This is a genomic window from Nonomuraea sp. NPDC050643, from assembly GCF_040654715.1.
GTDB lineage: Bacteria > Actinomycetota > Actinomycetes > Streptosporangiales > Streptosporangiaceae > Nonomuraea.
In genome coordinates this window covers 37,223-54,828 of the sequence record NZ_JBFAIM010000065.1, presented here as the reverse complement: position 1 = coordinate 54,828, position 17,606 = coordinate 37,223, and the positions used below count along the sequence as shown (strand labels likewise).

Genomic DNA, 17,606 nt, shown 5'->3' with positions numbered 1-17,606 from the left:
CGAAGCCGTCGCCGGTGCGGACGGCCCGCAGGTTCCTGGGCGCGGCGGGCGCGGCCTGCGGGGCGACGGGCGCGACCTTGGCGACCGGCTTGGCCGAAGGCTTGGCGTGCGCCGACAGGACGGCCGGCGCCGCCACCGCCGCCGTCATGCTGGCGGAGGCCGCGCGGGCCGCCTGGTACGCGGGCGACGGCGACCTGGCCCGCGACGTCGCGCACCGGCTGAACACCCTGACCGCCACCCCTTCCCCCCTCGCCCGCACCCTGACCTGCCTCACCGACCTCCTCCGGGGAGAGCCGGCCGCCGGGGTCCCCCGGATCCGGGCGCTGATCCAGTCGGCCCGCCGTTCCCCGCCCGCAGACCCCCGCCTCGCCCTTGTCGTCGCCTCCGTCGGCCTGGCCACCCCCGACCACCGCGCCTCGTACGACCTGGCCGTCGCCCTCGTCACCACCTGCCGCACCCGCGGCCTGGTCGGCTCGCTCCCCGGCGCGCTGCTCGTCCGGGCCAGGGCCCAGACGTTCCTCGGCCACCACCGCCAGGCGGAGAGCACCGCCGTGGAGGGGCTCCACCTGGCCCGCGACTCCGGTCAGCGCCACACCGCCGGCCACCTCACCTGCCTGCTCGCCTGGCTCGCCGCCGTCTCCGGCGACCCCTCGCGCCGCACCGCGCCCCAGGGGCACCCGCACGACGACGCCGTGGGCGCCGCTCTGCTGAACTGGGCCCGGCCGGACCCGGCGGCCACCGCGTTCCATCGCTTCGACGCCTGGGCCGTCCAGACCGGCCGGCCCACCCCCGAGGCGCTGGCCCACCGCTGCCGGGCGCTCCTCCTGCCGCCCGGCTCCCCGGACGACGATCGCCAGGGGCACTTCGAGGCCGCCCTGCGCGCTCATGGCCTGGACCCGCAGGCGTACGAGCAGGCGAGAACCGAGCTGGTCTACGGCCGGTGGCTGCGCCGTACCCGCCGCAAGCGCGCGGCCCGCGAGCTGCTGCGCGCCGCCCGGGAGCGCTTCGAGCACCTCGGCGCCCGTCCCTGGGCCCGCCGCGCCGCGGGCGAGCCCTCCCCCGCCCGTACGGGAAGCCCTGTCCCCCGCGATCTGCTCACCGCCCAGGAGCGTCAGGTCACCCGGCTGGCCTCGCGCGGCGTCAGCAACCGCGACATCGCCGCCCAGCTCTTCCTCAGCCCTCGAACGGTCGGCAACCACCTCTACAACGCCTTCCGCAAGCTCGGCATCACCTCCCGCCGGGACCTCGGCGTCCTGCTCGGCCACGACACGCCGTGAGGTGATGATCGGGCACGTCGCGATCAACGCCGCCGAACGGGTGTCCGGGGCCCGCCGTCGCGCCGCGATAACGAGTCCCGGCCGCGCGGCAAAGCAATTGTTTGCTTGACAAGCATTTCCATCCGAGCCAAATTCATAATCGCGATGTCTTTCGTCTTTCGGATTCTGGGACCACTCGAGGTGGTCGGCTCCAATCGACCGATGACGCTCACGTCAGCGCGCCAGCGCGTCGTTCTCGCCACCCTGCTCCTGGAGGCGAACCGACTGGTATCGGTCGATCGCCTTATCGACGCCGTCTGGGACGACAATCCTCCGAGTACCGCGCGGGGCCAGATCCAGACGTGCGTTTCCCGCCTGCGGCGCGCGCTCGACGACGCGGGCCTGGACGACATGATCGAGACGCGGCCGCCCGGATACCTGTTCCGGGTCGGCGACGGTGCTCTCGACATGCACGTGTTCGAGCGCCTGCACGCCGAGGGAAGGAGCGCCGCCCAGGGCGAGCGGCTCGAGGAGGCGGTCGAGACGCTGCGGCGGGCGCTCGCGCTGTGGCGCGGGACGCCGCTCGCCGACGTCGACAGCCGGCTGGTGCGCTCGGCGGGGACGCGGCTCGCCGAGAGCCGGCTGAGCGTCATCGAGGAGTGCGTCGAGGCGGAGCTGCGGCTGGATCGGCACCACGAGGTCATCAGCGAGCTGATGGCCCTGGTCGCCGAACATCCGCTCAGGGAACGGCTGCGCGCCCAGCTCATGACGGCGCTCTGCCAGGCGGGACGGCCGGCCGAGGCCCTGGAGGCGTACCTGCTGGCCCGCAACGAGCTGGTGCAGGAGCTGGGCATCGAGCCGGGCGAGGAGCTGCGCCAGCTCCATTCGGAGATCCTCTCCGGCGGCTCGCCCTCGCTGCACACGCCCGCGCGGCCCCCGGCGGAGCCGCTGGTGATCACCCAGCCCGCGGCCCCCCGCCTGCTGCCCTCGACGATCACCGACTTCGCCTGCCGCGAGGAGCTCGCCGCCGCGCTGAAGGACAGCCTGTACGCCGTCGACGACAACGCGCCCGCCATGAAGATCGTCGCGATCTCCGGCAAGGGCGGCGTGGGCAAGACCACGCTCGCCCTCCACGTGGCCCACGCGGTGGCCGAGATGTTCCCGGACGGCCAGCTCTACGCCGAGCTGCGCGGGGTCGACGCGACGCCCACCAGCCCCCAGAGGGCGCTGGAGCGATTCCTGCGGGCGCTCGGCGTGCCGGGCGCGGTCGTGCCCAGCACGCTGGGGGAGTGCGCGGAGATGTACCGGGACCGGCTCGCCGGACGGCGGGTGCTCGTGCTCCTCGACGGCGCCGCCGACGAGGAGCAGGTGCGGGCGCTGCTGCCGGGCAGCGCCTCCTGCGCGGTGATCGTGACCAGCCGGGCCCGGCTGGCCGGCCTGCCGGGCGCCGGGCAGATCTACCTGGACGCGCTCGACACCGAGCAGGGCATGCAGATGCTGGAGAAGATGACCGGCCGCGAGCGGACGCGCGCCGAGCCCAGCAACGCCCTCACCCTGGTACGGCAGTGCGGCGGCCTGCCGCTCGCCCTCAGGGTGGCCGCGGCGCGGCTCACCGCCCGCCCCCACTGGACGGTCGGCCAGCTCACCGAGCGCCTGAGCGACGAGGAGCACCGTCTCGACGAGCTGGTGTACGCCGGCCAGGGCATCCGGGCCAACATCGCCGTGAGCTACGAGAGCCTGGACCCGCCGGCCAGGCGATTATTCCGGGCCCTCGCGCTCCCCGCCACGGCCGAGTTCCCCGGCTGGATCGCCGCGCCGCTGCTGGACTGCGACGTGGACGAGGCCGCCGAGATCCTGGAGTCCCTGGTGGACGCCCAGTTGGTCGACGTGCGGCGCATCGCCGGTGGCGGCGCCCGCTACCGTTTCCACGACCTGATCAGGGTGTTCGCCAGAGAGCGGATCACGCTCACCGACCCGCCGGAGGAGCGGGCGCTCGCCCTCCAGCGCGTGCTCTCGACCTGGTTGTTCCTGCTCGACGAGGCGCACCGCCGCGAGTACGGCGGCGACTACACGATCATCCACGGCCCGGCCCCGCGCTGCCCGCTGCCCCCGCACTGGGTGAACCGGGAGCTGGAGCGGCCGCTGGACTGGATGGAGTTCGAGCGCGCCTCCCTGCTCGGCGCGATCGGCCAGGCCGCCGACATCGGCGCGACGGACATCTGCTGGGACCTGGCGCTGACGATGACCACGCTGTTCGAGGCCCGCAGCTACTTCGACGACTGGCGCGACACCACGGAGGTGGCGCTGCGGACGGCGCTGCAGGGCAGCCGCCTCGGCGAGGCCGCCATGCTGTACTCGGGCGGCACCCTGGCCCTGTTCCAGCGGCGGCTGGACGAGTCGGCGGCACAGCTCCTGGCGGCCCGGCGGCTGTTCCTGGGCCTGGGCGAGCGGCACGGCGCCGCGCTCGCCCTGCGCAACCTGGCCTTCCTCGACCGCGTGCACGGGCTGCTGGACGCGGCCCTGGCCAAGTACAGCGACGCGCTCACCGCCCTGCGCGACGTGGGCGACCTGGCCTGCCAGGCGCACGTGCTGTGCGGCATCGGGCGCATCCGTCTCGAACGCGGCCAGCACGGCGACGCCCGCCTCTGCTGCGAGCAGGCCCTGAAGATCGCCGAGGTCATCGGCAGCCGCCGTACCCAGGCCCAGGTGCTCGAACTGCTCGGCGAGGTCTACCTGGGGCTGGGCGAGACCGCCCTGGCCGACAGGACCTTCCACGAGGTCTTCGACATCGTCATGGAGACCAGCGACCCGCTCGGCCAGGCGTACGCGCTGTACGGCATCGGCATCGCGCAGACCCTGCGGGGCGACCACCCGGCGGCGGAGACGTCACTGCTGAACGCGAGCGCGCTGGCGCGGCAGAGCGACGAGCAGTTGCTCACGGCCCGGGCCAGCCTGGCGCTCGCCGAGCTCTACCTCGCCATGGGGGAGGCCGGCCGGGCCGGTGAGCCGGCGGCGGAGGCGCGGCTGCTGTTCGAGAGGCTGGACGCGAACCCCTGGCATGCGCGTACCCTCGACCTCCAGGACCAGATGTCCATGGACGAGGGCAGCGCATAACGGCGTGAGATTCAACCCCAATGGGTGTCGCGGACGGCTCGCGCGACCATGACCGGCTCCTAAGATCTACGGACAGTACACGCCCCACGTAAGGGCGGGGCGGTGTCGCCCCGCTGTCGCCTTACTTTCCCCCTGGGCGGCTTTTATGCCGAAGCCGATACGACCGTGACAGCCGGGCGATAGCCGCGCCGGTCACCGTGCCTATGTGGACTCGACACATCCCTTGACCGGCCGAATCCGCAGCGGCCCCGGCCGGGTGCTGCACGAGGAGGTCCTGGCGCCGCAGTTCGCCTCCGAGGCGGCGGGCAACCTGCCGTGGTACGTGCTGATCGAGAAGGTCCTGCTGCTGGAGTACGTCAGGATGGGAGTGCTCAGCGCCGAGGAGGCCGGACGGGTGGCCGCCGCGCTGGCCGGCGTGACGCCGGAGGTCCTCGCCGCCGACCCGGAGACGAACATGTCGGACCTGGCGTTCGCCCTCGAACGCCTGGTGACCGCCCGGCTGACGGTCCCCGTCCCGCAGTGGCACGTCGATCGCAGCCGCAACGACCTGCAGGCCTGCGCGCACCTGATGGCGGCCAGGGCCGAGCTGCTCGAATCCGCGGCCGCCCTGCTCCAGTGCGCGCGTGCCGCCCACGCGCTCGCCGGGCGCCACACCACCTCGCCGATGCCCGGCTACACCCATCTGCAGGCCGCCCAGGTGATGACCCCCGGCCTCCACTTCTCCGCGCTCTCGGCCGCGCTGGTGCACACGCTCGGGCGGCTGCTCGCCACCTACGACGGCATCGACCTGAGCCCGCTGGGCGCAGGCGCCATGACGGGCCAGGAGCTCCCCTTCGACCGCGCCAGGATGGCGAAGCTGCTCGGGTTCGCCGCCGCCCAGCCGCATCCGCTGGTCGCGGTGGCCTCCCGGGCCTGGCAACTGGAGATCGCGGCCGAGCTGTCGATGCTGGGGCTGACGCTGAGCAGGTTCGTCACCGACCTGATGACGTGGGGCGGCAGCGAGCACGGTTTCATCGACCTGCCGGACGAGCTGTCCGCCATCTCCTCCGCGATGCCGCAGAAGAAGAACTTCCCGATCCTGGAGCGCATCCGCGGCAGGGCCGCCGTGCTCACGGGCGGATACCTGGACATCGCCCTGATCCAGCGCGCCACCCCGTTCGCCAACTCCGTGGAGGTCGCCAAGGAGGGCGGCGGGCAGCTCTGCGGGCTGTGGCGCACGGCGCGGTCGGTGCTCAGGCTGCTGACCGCGGTGCTGGAGAACCTCACCTGCCGGGAGCGCCGCATGAAGGCGGCCTGCGAGGAGGCCTATCTCGGGGCGTTCTCCCTGGCCAACCTGCTCACCCTGCGCCAGGGGGTGCCATGGCGGACGGCTCAGGTGATCGTCGGTGAGTACGTGGTCGCCGCCCCGCCGCCGTCGCGGCCCGACCCCGCGCTGCTGAACAGGGTCGGCGCCCGGCACGGCCACCCGGTGCGGATGGCCAAGGACCTGCTCGTCGAGGCGTTCGACCCCGAACGCGACCTGGCGCGCAAGTCGCTGCCGAGCACGGTGCGGCGGCTGCTCGCCCAGCAGGAGGCCGAGCTGAAGCGGCTGTCGCGCCAGTGGGACCGGCGCGGAGCCACCGCGCTCGGAGCCGCCGACCGGATCGAAGAGGAGCTGAGGGCATGCCGTACGACGACGTGATCGACGCGATCGGGCACACTCCGCTCGTCAGGCTCACGCTCGGCCGCGACACGGGCGTGCGCGTGTACGCCAAGCTCGAGCTGCAGAACCTGTACGGCATGAAGGACCGGGTGGCCAAGCGGACCATCCTGTCGGCCAAGGCCACGGGCGAGCTGCCCGACGACGCGCCCATCGTGGAGAGCTCGTCGGGGACGATGGCGCTCGGCGTGGCCCTGGTGGGCACGGCGCTGGGCCATGAGGTCCACATCGTCACCGATCCGCGGATCGATCCGATCACCCTGGTCAAGCTGCGCACGCTCGGCGCCCACGTGCACATCGTCGAGGCGATGACCGGCCATGGCTGGCAGAGCGCCCGGCTGGAACGGCTCGAGCTGCTCCTGCGCGACCTGCCGGGCGCGTTCTGGCCCAGGCAGTACAGCAATCCGGACAATCCGCTCGCCTACGAGGCGCTCGCCGCCGAGCTGTCCGGCGACCTGGACACGATCGACGTCCTGGCCGGCACCGTGGGCAGCGGCGGATCCATGTGCGGGACGGCCAGGACGCTCCGCCGCTCGCTGCCCGGTCTTCGCGTGGTCGGCATCGACTGCGTGGGCAGCGCGATCTTCGGCCAGCCGGACCGGCCGCAGCGGCTGCAGAGCGGCCTGGGCAACAGCCTCATTCCGCCCAACGTGGACCACGCGGTGTTCGACGAGGTGCACTGGCTCAACGACAGGGAGGCCTTCGACAGCACGCTGGAGCTGGCCGCCGAGCAGAAGATCTTCGCGGGGAACACCTCGGGCGCGGTGTACCGGGTGCTGCGGCATCTGAGCGAGCGGGAGCCGCCGGGCAGCGTGGTGGTGGGCATCCTGCCGGACCGGGGCGACCGGTATCACCAGAGCGTCTACGACGACGCGTACAGGAAGGCGCACGACCTGCCCGCGATGCCGGCCCGGCGCGCACCCGTCGAGGTGGAGCCGGGGACCGTGGTGGGCGCCTGGTCGTACCGCGTGTTCAAGGGAGGCGACCGTGCGACGTCTGATCTTCGTCGAGGCCAACACGACCGGGACCGGCATGCTCGCGATCCGTACGGCGCGGCGGTTGGGCCTTGACCCGGTCTTCCTGACCAACCGGCCGGAGCGGTACGGCGGGCTGGGCGAGGCGGCTCCCGAGGTGATCGTGTGCGAAACCAACGAGCCGGCCGAGCTGTCCGCGGTGCTGCGCCGCCTGGGCCGGGACCGGCTGGCCGGCGTCACGACCACGAGCGAGTTCTACCTCGGCGCCGTGGCGGAGCTGGCCGAGCGGTTCGGCCTGCCGGGCAACTCGCCCCGCGCGGTCGGCCGGTGCCGGAACAAGGCCCGGGTGCGGCAGGTGCTCGACGCCGCCGGACTGTCCACGGTGCGGTTCGCGGTGGTCCGGGAGCCCGGTGACCTCGGGCGGGCGCTGCGGGTGACGGGCCTGCCGTGCGTGGTCAAGCCGGTCGACGACTCGGGCTCGCAGAACGTGCGGGTCTGCGGGACGGCGGAGGAGGCGGCCACCCAGGTGGCGGTGGTGCTCGCGGTGCGGGCCAACGTCCGCGGGCAGGCGAGCGCCGGGCTGGCCCTGGTCGAGGAGTACGTGCCGGGGCCCGAGTTCAGCGTGGAGCTGTTCGGGGGCAGCCTCGTGGGCGTGACGGAGAAGGCGGTGACGCCGGCGCAGTGCCTGGAGTGGCGGCACGTCTACCCGGCCGACGTCGATCATCGCAAGGCCGTCGCGGTCGCCGGGCGGGCGCTGGAGAGCGTCGGCGTGCGGTACGGGCCCTCGCACGTGGAGGTCAAGATCGCCGATGGCCGGGTGGAGATCATCGAGATCAACAACCGGCTGGCGGGCGGGATGATCCCGGAGCTGATCCGGCTGGTGGACGGGGTCGATCTGCTGGAGGCGCAGTTGCGCTACGCGGCGGGCCTGCCCGCCCGGGAGGCCGTCGTGACGAGCGACCGGCCGGGCTACGCGGGCATCCAGTTCCTGACGGCGGGGCGGGCCGGGGTCGTGGAGGAGATCGCCGGGGCCGGGGAGGCGCGGCGCATGCCCGGTGTCGCCCAGGTGAGCGTCACCGGGCGGCCCGGCATGACCGCCGGGGAGCCGAGGAGCGCGTACGACCGGCTGGGGTTCGTCATCGCCACGGGCGTCTCACGCGCGCAGGTGCTGGACCGGCTGGCGGCCGCGGCGGGCAGGATCACCGTCCGCAGCCGGGCCGTCAGTAGCCCAGCTCCCGGTCGACCGATCCTCGAAGGGGCCGCCCCGCCGCTCGGCACGCTATGTTCTCCCTGACCAGCGCGGCGAAGGCGGGCATCGCGTACGGCAGGTCGTCCGCGCAGTGCGCGGTGACGAAGCAGTTGGGCAGCGACCACAGCGGATGACCGTCCGGGAGCGGCTCGGGCGCGGTGACGTCCAGCCCGGCGGCGGCGAGTTCGCCGGCGGCCAGCGCGCGCACCAGCTCGTCCGTCACCACCAGCTCGCCCCTCGCCACGTTGACCAGGCAGGCGTCGGCGCGCATCAGCCGCAGCCGGCGCGCGCCGATCAGCCCGCGCGTCTCCGGGGTGAGCGCCGCCGCCAGGACGACGACCCGGGCGGCGGGCAGCGCCTCGTCCAGGGCTCCGGCGGGCAGCACGCGGGTGGCGCCCGGCATCGCCCGCGCGTCGCGGCGGACGACGGTGACGTCCGCGCCGAACGGGCCGAGCAGCTTGAGCAGTTCGCCCGCGATCGAGCCGCCGCCGACGACCAGCACGTCCTGGCCGGTCAGGGTGACCGGCGGCTGCGGCAGCCACCGGCCGGCGCGCGCGGACCGGTCGGCGCCGCGCAGGCAGATCATCGCCAGCATCAGCGCGTGCTCGGCCACGGACGGGCCGTACACCCCTCGCGCGCAGGTCCACTCGCGCCCGTCGGCCATGCCCGGCAGGTACGCCTCGACCCCGGCCCAGGGCAGTTGCACCCACGTGACCTGGGGCGCCTCGCGCAGGCAGGCCCCGAGGCGGGCGGGGTCGTCGCCGAGCCAGACGAGCGCCTGCGCGCTCTCCTTCGGCACGACGACGCCGCCGCCGGCGTCGATGGCCGCGGCCAGGGCGGGCGGCGCGGGTTCGGGCAGAACGGCCACGCGGAGCATCAGATCACCAGTCCCCCGTTGGGGCACAGCACGGCCCCGACGTAGTAGTCGGCCTCCGGAGAGGCCAGGAAACAGATCGAGGCCGCGATCTCGGCGGGCCGCGCCCACCGTCCCGCGGGGATCGCGGCCTGCCGGCCGGGGTTGTACGCGACGGGGTTGGCCATCAGCATCGGCGTCTCGGTCATCCCGGGCGCGACGACGTTGACGCGCACGCCGTAGGGGATGAGCTCGCGCGCCAGCGCCTTGGACAGCCCCAGCACGCCGGCCTTGGCCGCGCAGTAGTGCGCCAGCCGTGCCTCCCCGGTGAAGGCGAGGTCGGAGGAGATGTTGACGATCCGCCCGGACCGCCGGGGGATCATGCTCCTGGCGACGTACTTGCAGCACAGGAAGACGCCGGTGAGGTTGACCGCGAGCACGCGGTCCCATTCGTCCTCGGCCAGCTCGGCGCTGTCGGCCCTGGACAGGATCGCGGCGTTGTTGACCAGCAGGTCGATCGGGCCGGCCGTCTTCTCGACGTGTTCGACCATCTCGCCGACCGCGGCGGCGGCGCTCACGTCGGCCTCGACCGCGAACGCGCCGGTGCCGGACAGCTCGGCGGCCAGCGCTTCGGCCTGCTCGGGCCGCCGCCAGTGGTTGATGGCGACGACGGCGCCCTCGCGGGCCAGGGCCCTGGCGGTCGCGGCGCCGATCCCGGTGGCCGCGCCCGTGACGAGGGCGACCTGGCCGGTGAAGCGCGCGGGGCTCACCGGCTCGCCCCGCCGGTCAGGGAGGGCTCCCGGACCAGGCGGTCCAGCAGCTCCAGGTAGACCTGGCGGTAGACGATGCCGTACCGGTCGGCCCTGGTGTGGGCCTGGGCGTGCACGTCGAGGGGCGCCTCCGCCGGCCACTGGTTCTCGACGATCGGATGGTCCTCGGCGAAGATCTGCCGTTCGTACTCCCACATCTCCTCGATGGACACGCCGTGCGTGGTCGCGACCACCTCGTCGATGCCGACGACCCAGAACTGCCGCACCCGGTCCCCGTCGGCGGTGATCGGGGTGGCGAACTGGGCGACCAGCCGCCGGCCTCCGTCGGGGAAGCGGGTGCGGATGTAGGTGAACATGGGCAGCGCCAGGTGGTAGGTCAGCGTCTGCCCGGTCGCGAGCGGGGTGTTGCCGTTGAGCGCGCTGCCGCCGAGGTCGGTGCCGAGCGTCCAGCGCAGCTCGTAGCCGTCCCGCTCGACGTGGTACGGGGCCACCTCGCGCCGCACGTTGTGCCCCATGGTCTCGGTGTGCACGAACGGGAAGTGGGCCATGTCCCGGAAGTTCTCGGTGAGCTGCCGCATGCCGCAGGCCAGGTCGGTGGGCACGCCGAAGCCGTACTGCCAGCCGGGGACGGCCCAGTCGGCCAGGGTGGGCAGCGGCAGCACCGGCTCGCCCAGGCAGGCCCACACGTGCCCGTAGGTCTCCCGTGTGGGATAGGTGCGCAGCGCCACCCGGGGCGGGCGCGCGCCCTCCGGCAGCGAGGGCACCTCGACGCACCTGCCGCTGCCCGCGCTGAAGAGCCAGCCGTGGTAGGGGCACTCCAGCGCGCCCTCGCGGATCCGGCCCATCGGCAGGGCCGCGCCCCGGTGCGGGCAGGCGGCGTCGGCCACGGTGGTGACGCCGTCCACCCGGTAGACCACCAGCGCGCGGCCCAGGATGTTGCCCGCGATCACGCCGCCGGTCAGGTCCTCCGACCGCGCGACGGGGAACCAGGTGCCCTCCAGCAGGGTGCGCTCTCTCGGATCCATCATGAGGCCCTCGCGATCAGTTCGCCGTCCCTGGTGAGCGTCTGGACGGCGCCGGCCGCGCCGGCTCCCGGCCGTACCGGCGCGCCCATCGTGTGCAGGGTCAGTTCGAGCGCCGCGATCGTGGCGAGGACGTCCAGGGTGTCCACGTACCCGCAGTGGCCGACGCGGACGACCCGGCCGGCGAGGGGGCCGCCGCCGCCCACGATCTGCACGCCGTAGTCCTGCCTGACGCGCCGCACGACCTCCTCGCTGTCGATGCCGGCCGGCATCAGCGCGGTGGTGACGGTCGCGTTGCGGTCCCGCGCGGGCGCGAGCAGCTCCAGGCCCATCCCCTGGAGGCCGGCCCTGGCGACGCGACCGAGCAGCACGTGCCGCCGCAGTGCCTCGTCGAGCCCCTCCTCCAGCAGCAGGCGCAGGGCCTGGTCGAACTGGACGAGCAGGCTGATCGCCGGGGTCCAGGGGGTGCGGGGGATGTCGGAGTCGTAGGCCTGCCGGGTCTGCGTCCAGTCGAAGTAGAAGCGCGGCAGCCGGGCCTCGGCGTGCCGCCGCCAGGCGCGCGGGCTGACGCTGGCGAAGGCCAGCCCCGGCGGGGTCATCAGCGCCTTCTGCCCGCCGCCCACCACGACGTCCACCCCCCACTCGTCGGTGCGCAGCTCGCAGGCGCCGACCCCGGAGGCGGAGTCCACCACGGTCAGGACGCCGGACGCCGCGGCGGCGAACGCCTCGACGTCGTTGACCACTCCGGTGGAGGTCTCGCAGTGCACGCAGATGGCGGCGGTGATGGCCGGGTCGGCGGCCAGCGTCTCCGCGACGCGCGCGATGTCCAGGTCGTCGCCCCAGCCCGCGGAGTGCTCGACGACGTCGAGCCCGAAGGCGCGGCACATGTCCACCCACCGCCGCCCGAAGGCGCCGTTCTCGGCCACCAGCACCCGTTCTCCCGGGGAGAAGAGGTTCTGCACGGCGCCTTCGAACGCGCCGGTCATGCTGGAGGTGAACACCAGGACCTGGTTCCTCGTGCGCAGCACCCGCCGCAGGTTGTCCACCATGCGGGTGAACAGCCCCGCGAAGTCGTGGGTGCGCTCGTCCTCGATGGGCAGGCAGGCCGCGGCCGACACCTCCGGCGGGAGCGGAGTGGGGCCGGGCACCATCAGCCGGTGCTTGCTGAGCACCGTCACCACCTCTTCTGTTCGATCGCGTTCCTGATCGCCGCCGCGGTCACGGCCACGTGGGGCGGCCGCAGGCAGCCATGGTGATCTCCTGGCACGTCGAGGACGGTCCGCGGCCCGGTCAGGAGCCCCGACCAGCCGTGGTCCGGCACTCGCCGGCCGTCGCCCGCGCGGCTGCCCACGGCCCGTACGAGCGTGACCGGGCCGTCGAACGGCCGGTCGAGCCGGTAGCCGGTGATGGCCCGCACGTTGGCGGCGAACACCCCGGCCGCCGCCCGGAGGCGGTCGGGCGGCAGGTCGCACGCCCGTCGCAGCAGGTCGTGCCGGGCCTCCACGCTCATCCCGCGCACGGTGTCGGCGTCGATGCCGAAGTCGGCGCCCGCGGTCAGGCCGAGGTCCTCGGCGAAGAGCGCGAACGTGCCGGCCTCGTCCAGCCCGCCGGGCACGGCCAGGTGGGGGGCCCAGCTATCGATCATGAGGACCTCGTACGAGCCGCTCGCCTGCCGGGCCATCTCGAGGGCGATGACGCCGCCCATGGACCAGCCGCCCAGGAGGCGGTCCGGCGGGAGGCCGGCCGTGTCGAGCGCGTCGAGGTAGCACTTGGCCATCTCCTCCACGCTCTCCAGCGGCGGCTCCGCGCCGTCGGCGCCGCGGGCGGTGAGCCCGTACACCGGGCGGTCCCGGCCCATGAGCTCGGCCAGGCCCGCGTAGCACAGGACGGAGCCGCCGACCGGGTGGACCAGGACGAGAGGGCGGCCGGGCCCGCCGGGGCTGAGCGTCGTCAGCGGCCCGGCGGAGGCGGGGCCGGGGCCGCTCTCCAGCAGGGCGGCCAGTTGCTCGACCGTGGGGTGCTGGAACAGGTCGGCGGGGGCGAACACGTGGCCGAGCTCGCTCTCCACCCGCGCGGTCAGCTTCAGCACGTCGAGCGAGTGGCCGCCCAGGTCGAAGAAGTCGTCCCCGGCGCCGACGCGGTCGAGGCCCAGCACCTGCTCCCAGGCCCGCCCGAGCGCGGCCTCCAGCTCGGTGCGCGGCGCGACGTAGGCCGTGGCCGACTGGCGGGCGCGCACGCCCGCCACGGGGTCGGGCAGGGCGTCGCGGTCGAGCTTGCCGTTCGGGCTGAGCGGCATGGCGTCCAGCGTGAGGAAGGTTTCCGGGATCATGTACGCGGGCAGCCGCCCCGCCAGCCGCCCCCGCAGGAGGGCCGGGTCGGCGGTGCCCACCACGTAGGCGACGAGCTGCTCGGCCGTCTCGTGCTTGATCACGACCGCCTGGTCCACGCCGGGGTCGGCGCGCAGCAGGGTCTCGATCTCGCCGGGCTCGATGCGGTGGCCCCTGAGCTTGATCTGGAAGTCGGCCCGGCCCAGGTATTCGAGCTCTCCCCCGGCCAGCAGCCGGCCCCGGTCGCCGGTCCGGTACATGCGCGCCCCCGGCTCCGCCGCCAGCGGGTCGGGCAGGAACCGCTCGGCGGTCAGGCCGGGCCGGTCCCGGTAGCCCCGGGCGAGCAGGTCGCCTCCGACGTACAGCTCGCCGGCCACCCCGACGGGCACCGGGCGGAGGTGGTCGTCGAGCACGTACATGGTGGTGTTGTCGGTGGGGCGGCCGATGGGCACGACGGGCGTGGGCGGCAGGCCGGGGCCGATACGGCGGTGGCTGCACCAGACCGTGGTCTCGGTCGGGCCGTACATGTTCCACACCTCGTCGGCGCGCCCGATGATCTCGGCGGCCAGGTCGGTGGGGAGCAGCTCGCCCGAGGAGACGACGCGGAGGCCGGGGGTCGGCTCCCAGCCCGCCTCGACCAGCAGGCGGTAGGTGGCCGGGGTCGCGTTGAGCACGTTGGCGCCCGAGCGGGCGCGCAGATCGAGCAGCGCCTTGCCGTCGCGGGCCTGCCGCTCGGTGGCGAGCACGACGCGGGCGCCGGCGGTCAGCGTCGCGACCAGCTCGTACACCGAGATGTCGAACGCGGCGGTGGTCGGGGCCAGCACGATGTCGCGGGAGGTCAGCCCGGGGGTGCGGCGGACGTAGGACGCGAACGTGCTGAGCGCGCGGTGCGGGATCTGGACGCCCTTCGGCCGTCCGGTCGAGCCCGAGGTGAAGATGATGTACGCCAGATGGCCGGGCGTGACCTGGTGGACGGGGTTCGTCTCCTCCCCCGGCGCGTCCTCCAGCGCGATGACCGTGTCCACCCGCCCCGCGAACCTGCCGCCCTGCGTCGTCAGCAGGACGGGCATCCGGGAGTCCTCGATGATGAGGTCCAGCCGCTCGTCCGGATGGCCGGGGTCGAGGGGGACGTAGCCGCCGCCCGCCTTGAGGACGCCCAGAATGGCGGCGACGAGCATCGGCGAGCGCTCCGCGCAGATACCGACCGGGGTGTCCGGGCCGACGCCGAGGGCGCGCAGCCGGTGGGCGAGCCGGTTCGCGCGGCGGTTGAGCTCGTCGTAGGTGAGGGTCTCGGCGCCGAACTCGACGGCGATCGCGCCGGGGTCGCGCGCGCACCGCTCCTCGAAGAGCCGGTGGGCGGGCGTGCCGGGGATCGGCTCGAAGGCCGGGTTGAGGCCGGCGATGGCGGCCCGGTCCGACGGCGTGAGCAGCGGCAGCTCCGCGATCGGCGCGTCAGGGGCGGCCAGCACGCCCCGCAGCAGGGTGGCGAACAGGTCGGCGAAGTGCCGCACGGTCCCGTCGTCGAACAGCGCGCTCCGGTACTCGATGGTGGAGCGGGGCCGCTCGCGGTCGGCCCAGACCGTCCACGTCAGGTCGAACTTGGAGCTGCCCGTCCAGATCTCCTCCAGCGGGTCCATCTCGAGGCCGGGCACGTCCCCGTGCGTGGCGTGCTCCTCCACCGAGAACAGCACCTGGTAGAGGGGGTTGTGGCTGAGCGTCCGGTCCGGCCTGAGCCGGTCCACCAGCACGTCGGCGGGGACGTCCTGCTGCGCGAACGCCTCCATCGAGGTGCGCCTGACCTGCGCGAGCACGTCGCGGAAGGTCATCTCGCCGGTCAGCTCGGCCCGGAGCGGCAGGACGGTCATGAACAGGCCGATCAGGTCCTGCAGCTCGGCGCTGACGCGGCCGGCGCTCGGCACGCCGATGGTCATGGACGACTGGCCGGTGAGGCGGTGGACCAGGACGGCGAAGGCGGCGAAGAAGGTCATGAACAGCGTGCCGCGCTCGCTCCTGGACAGGTCTTTGACGGCTTCGAGCAGGCCGGGGTCGAGGGGGATCTCGGCGGCGGCCCCCCGGTGGTCGTTCACCGCCGGGCGGGGCCGGTCGAGAGGCAGCTCCAGGACGGCGGGCGCGCCGGCCAGCCGCCGGGTCCAGTAGGCGATCTGCCGGTCGAGGCCGCCGCCGTCCAGCTCACGGCGGCAGCGTTCGGCGTAGGGGCCGTACTGCACCGCGACCGGCGGCAGCGCCGGTGACCGGCCGCCGAGGAAGGCCGTGTAGTGGGCCCAGAGCTCATCGGTGAGCACCCCCATCGACCAGCCGTCCACGACGATGTGGTGCACGTTGACGATCAGGACGTGCTCGCGGCCGGCGAGGTGGACCACCTCGAGCCGGATCAGCGGGCCCTGGTCGAGGACGAAGGGGCGGGCGGCGACCTCCGCCGCGATGCCCGCCAGGTCCTGCGGGTCCGCCCAGGTCTCGTGCCATCCGGGTGTGAGCTCGGGCAGCACCTCCTGGGCGGGCACGCCGTCGTCGGCGACGACGAACCTGGTGCGGAGGATCTCGTGCCGCTCGACGACGGCTTCGAGCGCCCGGCGCAGCGTCCGCGTGTCGAGGTCACCGCGCAGGCGCACCATCCAGGGAACGCTGTAGAGCGGCAGGTCGCCGACCAGGCGGTCGAGGAACCACATGCCGCGTTGCTTCGGGGACAGGGGGTACGTCCGCCGCTCGGCCTGGGCCGGCCATTCGAGCATCTGGGCCCGTCTGCCCGGCGGGAGCGCCGAGAGGCGTTCCGGTGTCAGCCCGTCGGCGGGCGCAGGCTGCGCGGCCGCATGTCCGTCCATATCTCCTCGATCCGGCTGATGCATTCCGCTTTGCTGCCACGAGTCCCCTCCACGGTCCAGCCCGGTGGGATCTCCCGGCCGGCCGGCCAGATGGAGTACTGATCCTCGTGGTTCACCACGACGTGAAAGACCATGGCCTCAGCCTCCACACCCCCGCTATCGCCCGGCTGTCCCGCCCCGCCGGGATCGGTGCCGCGCTCGGATGGCCGGACGATAGCGGCCGGACATCGGCGCGCCGTTGGGTGTCTGCCAGAGACCGATCCAGGGACGGATGTCCAGAGACGGAGACGGAGGTCCGCAATGGCGGGACAAGTGCTGAACGGGACCGAGGAGGAACTGGTCAGGATCTGCGAGAAGGTCCTCCAGCGCGACGGCATCCGGCCCGAGGACGACCTCTTCGACCTCGGCGCGACGTCGCTGACCTTCATCCGCATTCTGGTGGAGGTCAACAAGCGCTTCGACGTCGGCCTGACCGGCGCGGAGCTGGGAGAGGACGCGTCGATCCAGCGGCTGGGCGCGTGTGTGGCGACCGCGAAGAACCCGACGTAGGGATGAAAGGCATGCAAACCACCAAAGAGCAGGCGCTCTCTTCCGATGAGCTGGCCAGGTTCCACGCACAGGGCTACTTCGGCCCCTTCACGGTCTACGACGTCGAGGAGATGAAGGCGCTGTGGCGGCGTGAGCGGCTGCTCATGCTGGACCGCAGCCACGCCATCTACCAGGACGAATACGCCACCTCAGGCAACACCAACATCGCCAACTACGACCGCCACCTGGACTCGGAGTTCCTGGCCAGGCACGTCGGCAGGCAGGAGATCGTCGACCGGGTGAGCAGCGTCCTCGGGCCCGACCTGCTGTGCTGGCGCACCGAGTTCTTCCCCAAGTACCCCGGCGACGAGGGCACCGACTGGCACCAGGCCGACACCTTCGCCAACGCCTCGGGCAAGCCGCAGATCGTCTGGCCCGACGAGGTGAAGAAGTTCGGCGGGACCATCACCGTCTGGACCGCGTTCACCGAGGCCAACGTGGACACCGGCTGCCTGCAGTTCATCCCCGGCACCCACGAGCGCATGATGTACGACGAGAACAAGGTCATGAGCTACAACCCCGGCGCCATCAACGCGACGGAGAAGGAGGGCGTGCGCCGCGGCTTCTTCGGCTACGACTACCGCGAGCTCCAGATCGACCCCGACTGGAAGCCGGAGGAGCAGCGGGCCGTCTCGATCGTGCTGCGCCCCGGCCAGGCCGTCATGTTCTGGTCGACGCTGCAGCACGCCTCGCACCCGCACAGCGGCAAGACCGACGAGATGCGGCTCGGCTTCGCCTCCCGCTACGTCCCCACGGCGGTCAAGATCTACCCCGACACCGACGTGATCGAGGAGTACGGCGGCAGCGTCTCGCTCGAGAGGTACGGCGCGGTCCTGGTCGCCGGCGAGGACCGGTACGGCCACAACACCCTCGCCACCCGGACCACGCGGGGACACGTCTTCGACCACCGATAG

The 17,606-nt window shown here is 73.3% G+C and carries 13 protein-coding genes; 7 read left to right on the top strand and 6 right to left on the bottom strand.

The window, feature by feature from the left end; genetic code table 11:
* Positions 1-14: 14 nt before the first annotated feature.
* From AB0I15_RS51910 to AB0I15_RS51890, 5 genes are all read left to right on the top strand, one after another.
* On the top strand, positions 15-1,277 hold the full coding sequence (locus tag AB0I15_RS51910; protein WP_358114171.1) for a LuxR C-terminal-related transcriptional regulator: 1,263 nt from the start codon (positions 15-17) through the stop codon (positions 1,275-1,277).
* Between the two features lie 201 nt (positions 1,278-1,478).
* Positions 1,479-4,370, top strand: a complete 2,892-nt coding sequence (locus tag AB0I15_RS51905; protein WP_358114168.1) for a BTAD domain-containing putative transcriptional regulator — start codon at positions 1,479-1,481, stop codon at positions 4,368-4,370.
* A gap of 223 nt (positions 4,371-4,593) precedes the next feature.
* Positions 4,594-6,051 (top strand): lyase family protein, encoded by a 1,458-nt coding sequence (locus AB0I15_RS51900; RefSeq protein WP_358114165.1) that lies wholly within the window; start codon positions 4,594-4,596, stop codon positions 6,049-6,051.
* Positions 6,033-7,139 (top strand): cysteine synthase family protein, encoded by a 1,107-nt coding sequence (locus tag AB0I15_RS51895; RefSeq protein WP_358114162.1) that lies wholly within the window; start codon positions 6,033-6,035, stop codon positions 7,137-7,139. The genes AB0I15_RS51900 and AB0I15_RS51895 overlap by 19 nt, the downstream gene beginning before the upstream one ends.
* Complete coding sequence (locus AB0I15_RS51890) at positions 7,057-8,337, top strand: ATP-grasp domain-containing protein (protein WP_358114160.1); 1,281 nt, start codon at positions 7,057-7,059, stop codon at positions 8,335-8,337. The genes AB0I15_RS51895 and AB0I15_RS51890 overlap by 83 nt, the downstream gene beginning before the upstream one ends.
* Here the strand turns inward: AB0I15_RS51890 and AB0I15_RS51885 are convergent.
* From AB0I15_RS51885 to AB0I15_RS51860, 6 genes are read right to left on the bottom strand one after another with little or no spacing between them, the layout of a single operon-like run.
* Positions 8,264-9,160 carry an NAD(P)-dependent oxidoreductase gene (locus AB0I15_RS51885; protein WP_358114157.1) on the bottom strand — a complete coding sequence of 299 codons (897 nt, stop codon included), beginning with the start codon at positions 9,158-9,160 and terminating at the stop codon, positions 8,264-8,266. The two genes, AB0I15_RS51890 and AB0I15_RS51885, sit on opposite strands and share 74 nt — an antisense overlap.
* 8 nt (positions 9,161-9,168) lie before the next feature.
* Positions 9,169-9,915 carry an SDR family NAD(P)-dependent oxidoreductase gene (locus tag AB0I15_RS51880; protein ID WP_358114155.1) on the bottom strand — a complete coding sequence of 249 codons (747 nt, stop codon included), beginning with the start codon at positions 9,913-9,915 and terminating at the stop codon, positions 9,169-9,171.
* The gene (locus tag AB0I15_RS51875; RefSeq protein ID WP_358114152.1) at positions 9,912-10,943 is read right to left on the bottom strand and encodes an aromatic ring-hydroxylating dioxygenase subunit alpha; all 1,032 of its coding nucleotides are present in this window, start codon (positions 10,941-10,943) and stop codon (positions 9,912-9,914) included. The genes AB0I15_RS51880 and AB0I15_RS51875 overlap by 4 nt, the downstream gene beginning before the upstream one ends.
* Complete coding sequence (locus tag AB0I15_RS51870) at positions 10,940-12,109, bottom strand: alanine--glyoxylate aminotransferase family protein (RefSeq protein ID WP_358114149.1); 1,170 nt, start codon at positions 12,107-12,109, stop codon at positions 10,940-10,942. Before AB0I15_RS51870 ends, AB0I15_RS51875 begins: the two co-directional genes overlap by 4 nt.
* A gap of 2 nt (positions 12,110-12,111) precedes the next feature.
* Positions 12,112-16,104 carry an amino acid adenylation domain-containing protein gene (locus AB0I15_RS51865; protein ID WP_358114147.1) on the bottom strand — a complete coding sequence of 1,331 codons (3,993 nt, stop codon included), beginning with the start codon at positions 16,102-16,104 and terminating at the stop codon, positions 12,112-12,114.
* A complete protein-coding gene (locus AB0I15_RS51860) occupies positions 16,059-16,238 on the bottom strand; it encodes an MbtH family NRPS accessory protein (protein ID WP_358114225.1) in 180 nt (59 codons plus the stop codon). The genes AB0I15_RS51865 and AB0I15_RS51860 overlap by 46 nt, the downstream gene beginning before the upstream one ends.
* Positions 16,239-16,404: 166 nt before the next feature.
* On the opposite strand from AB0I15_RS51860, the gene AB0I15_RS51855 reads away from it, so the two are divergent.
* Both AB0I15_RS51855 and AB0I15_RS51850 read left to right on the top strand, forming a co-directional pair.
* Entirely contained in the window at positions 16,405-16,653 is a 249-nt protein-coding gene (locus AB0I15_RS51855) for an acyl carrier protein (RefSeq protein ID WP_358114144.1), read from the top strand.
* 11 nt (positions 16,654-16,664) lie between these two features.
* Positions 16,665-17,606: a chlorinating enzyme gene (locus tag AB0I15_RS51850; RefSeq protein ID WP_358114141.1), complete on the top strand. Its 942-nt coding sequence runs from the start codon at positions 16,665-16,667 to the stop codon at positions 17,604-17,606.

Bases quoted from the DNA above. Each gene is read 5' to 3' on its own strand.
- AB0I15_RS51905 (WP_358114168.1), top strand. From the start codon at position 1,479: ATGACGCTCACGTCAGCGCGCCAGCGCGTCGTTCTCGCCACCCTGCTC.
- AB0I15_RS51895 (WP_358114162.1), top strand. From the start codon at position 6,033: ATGCCGTACGACGACGTGATCGACGCGATCGGGCACACTCCGCTCGTC.
- AB0I15_RS51875 (WP_358114152.1), bottom strand. From the start codon at position 10,943: ATGATGGATCCGAGAGAGCGCACCCTGCTGGAGGGCACCTGGTTCCCC.
- AB0I15_RS51865 (WP_358114147.1), bottom strand. From the start codon at position 16,104: ATGGACGGACATGCGGCCGCGCAGCCTGCGCCCGCCGACGGGCTGACA.
- AB0I15_RS51860 (WP_358114225.1), bottom strand. From the start codon at position 16,238: ATGGTCTTTCACGTCGTGGTGAACCACGAGGATCAGTACTCCATCTGG.
- AB0I15_RS51855 (WP_358114144.1), top strand. From the start codon at position 16,405: ATGGCGGGACAAGTGCTGAACGGGACCGAGGAGGAACTGGTCAGGATC.
- AB0I15_RS51850 (WP_358114141.1), top strand. From the start codon at position 16,665: ATGCAAACCACCAAAGAGCAGGCGCTCTCTTCCGATGAGCTGGCCAGG.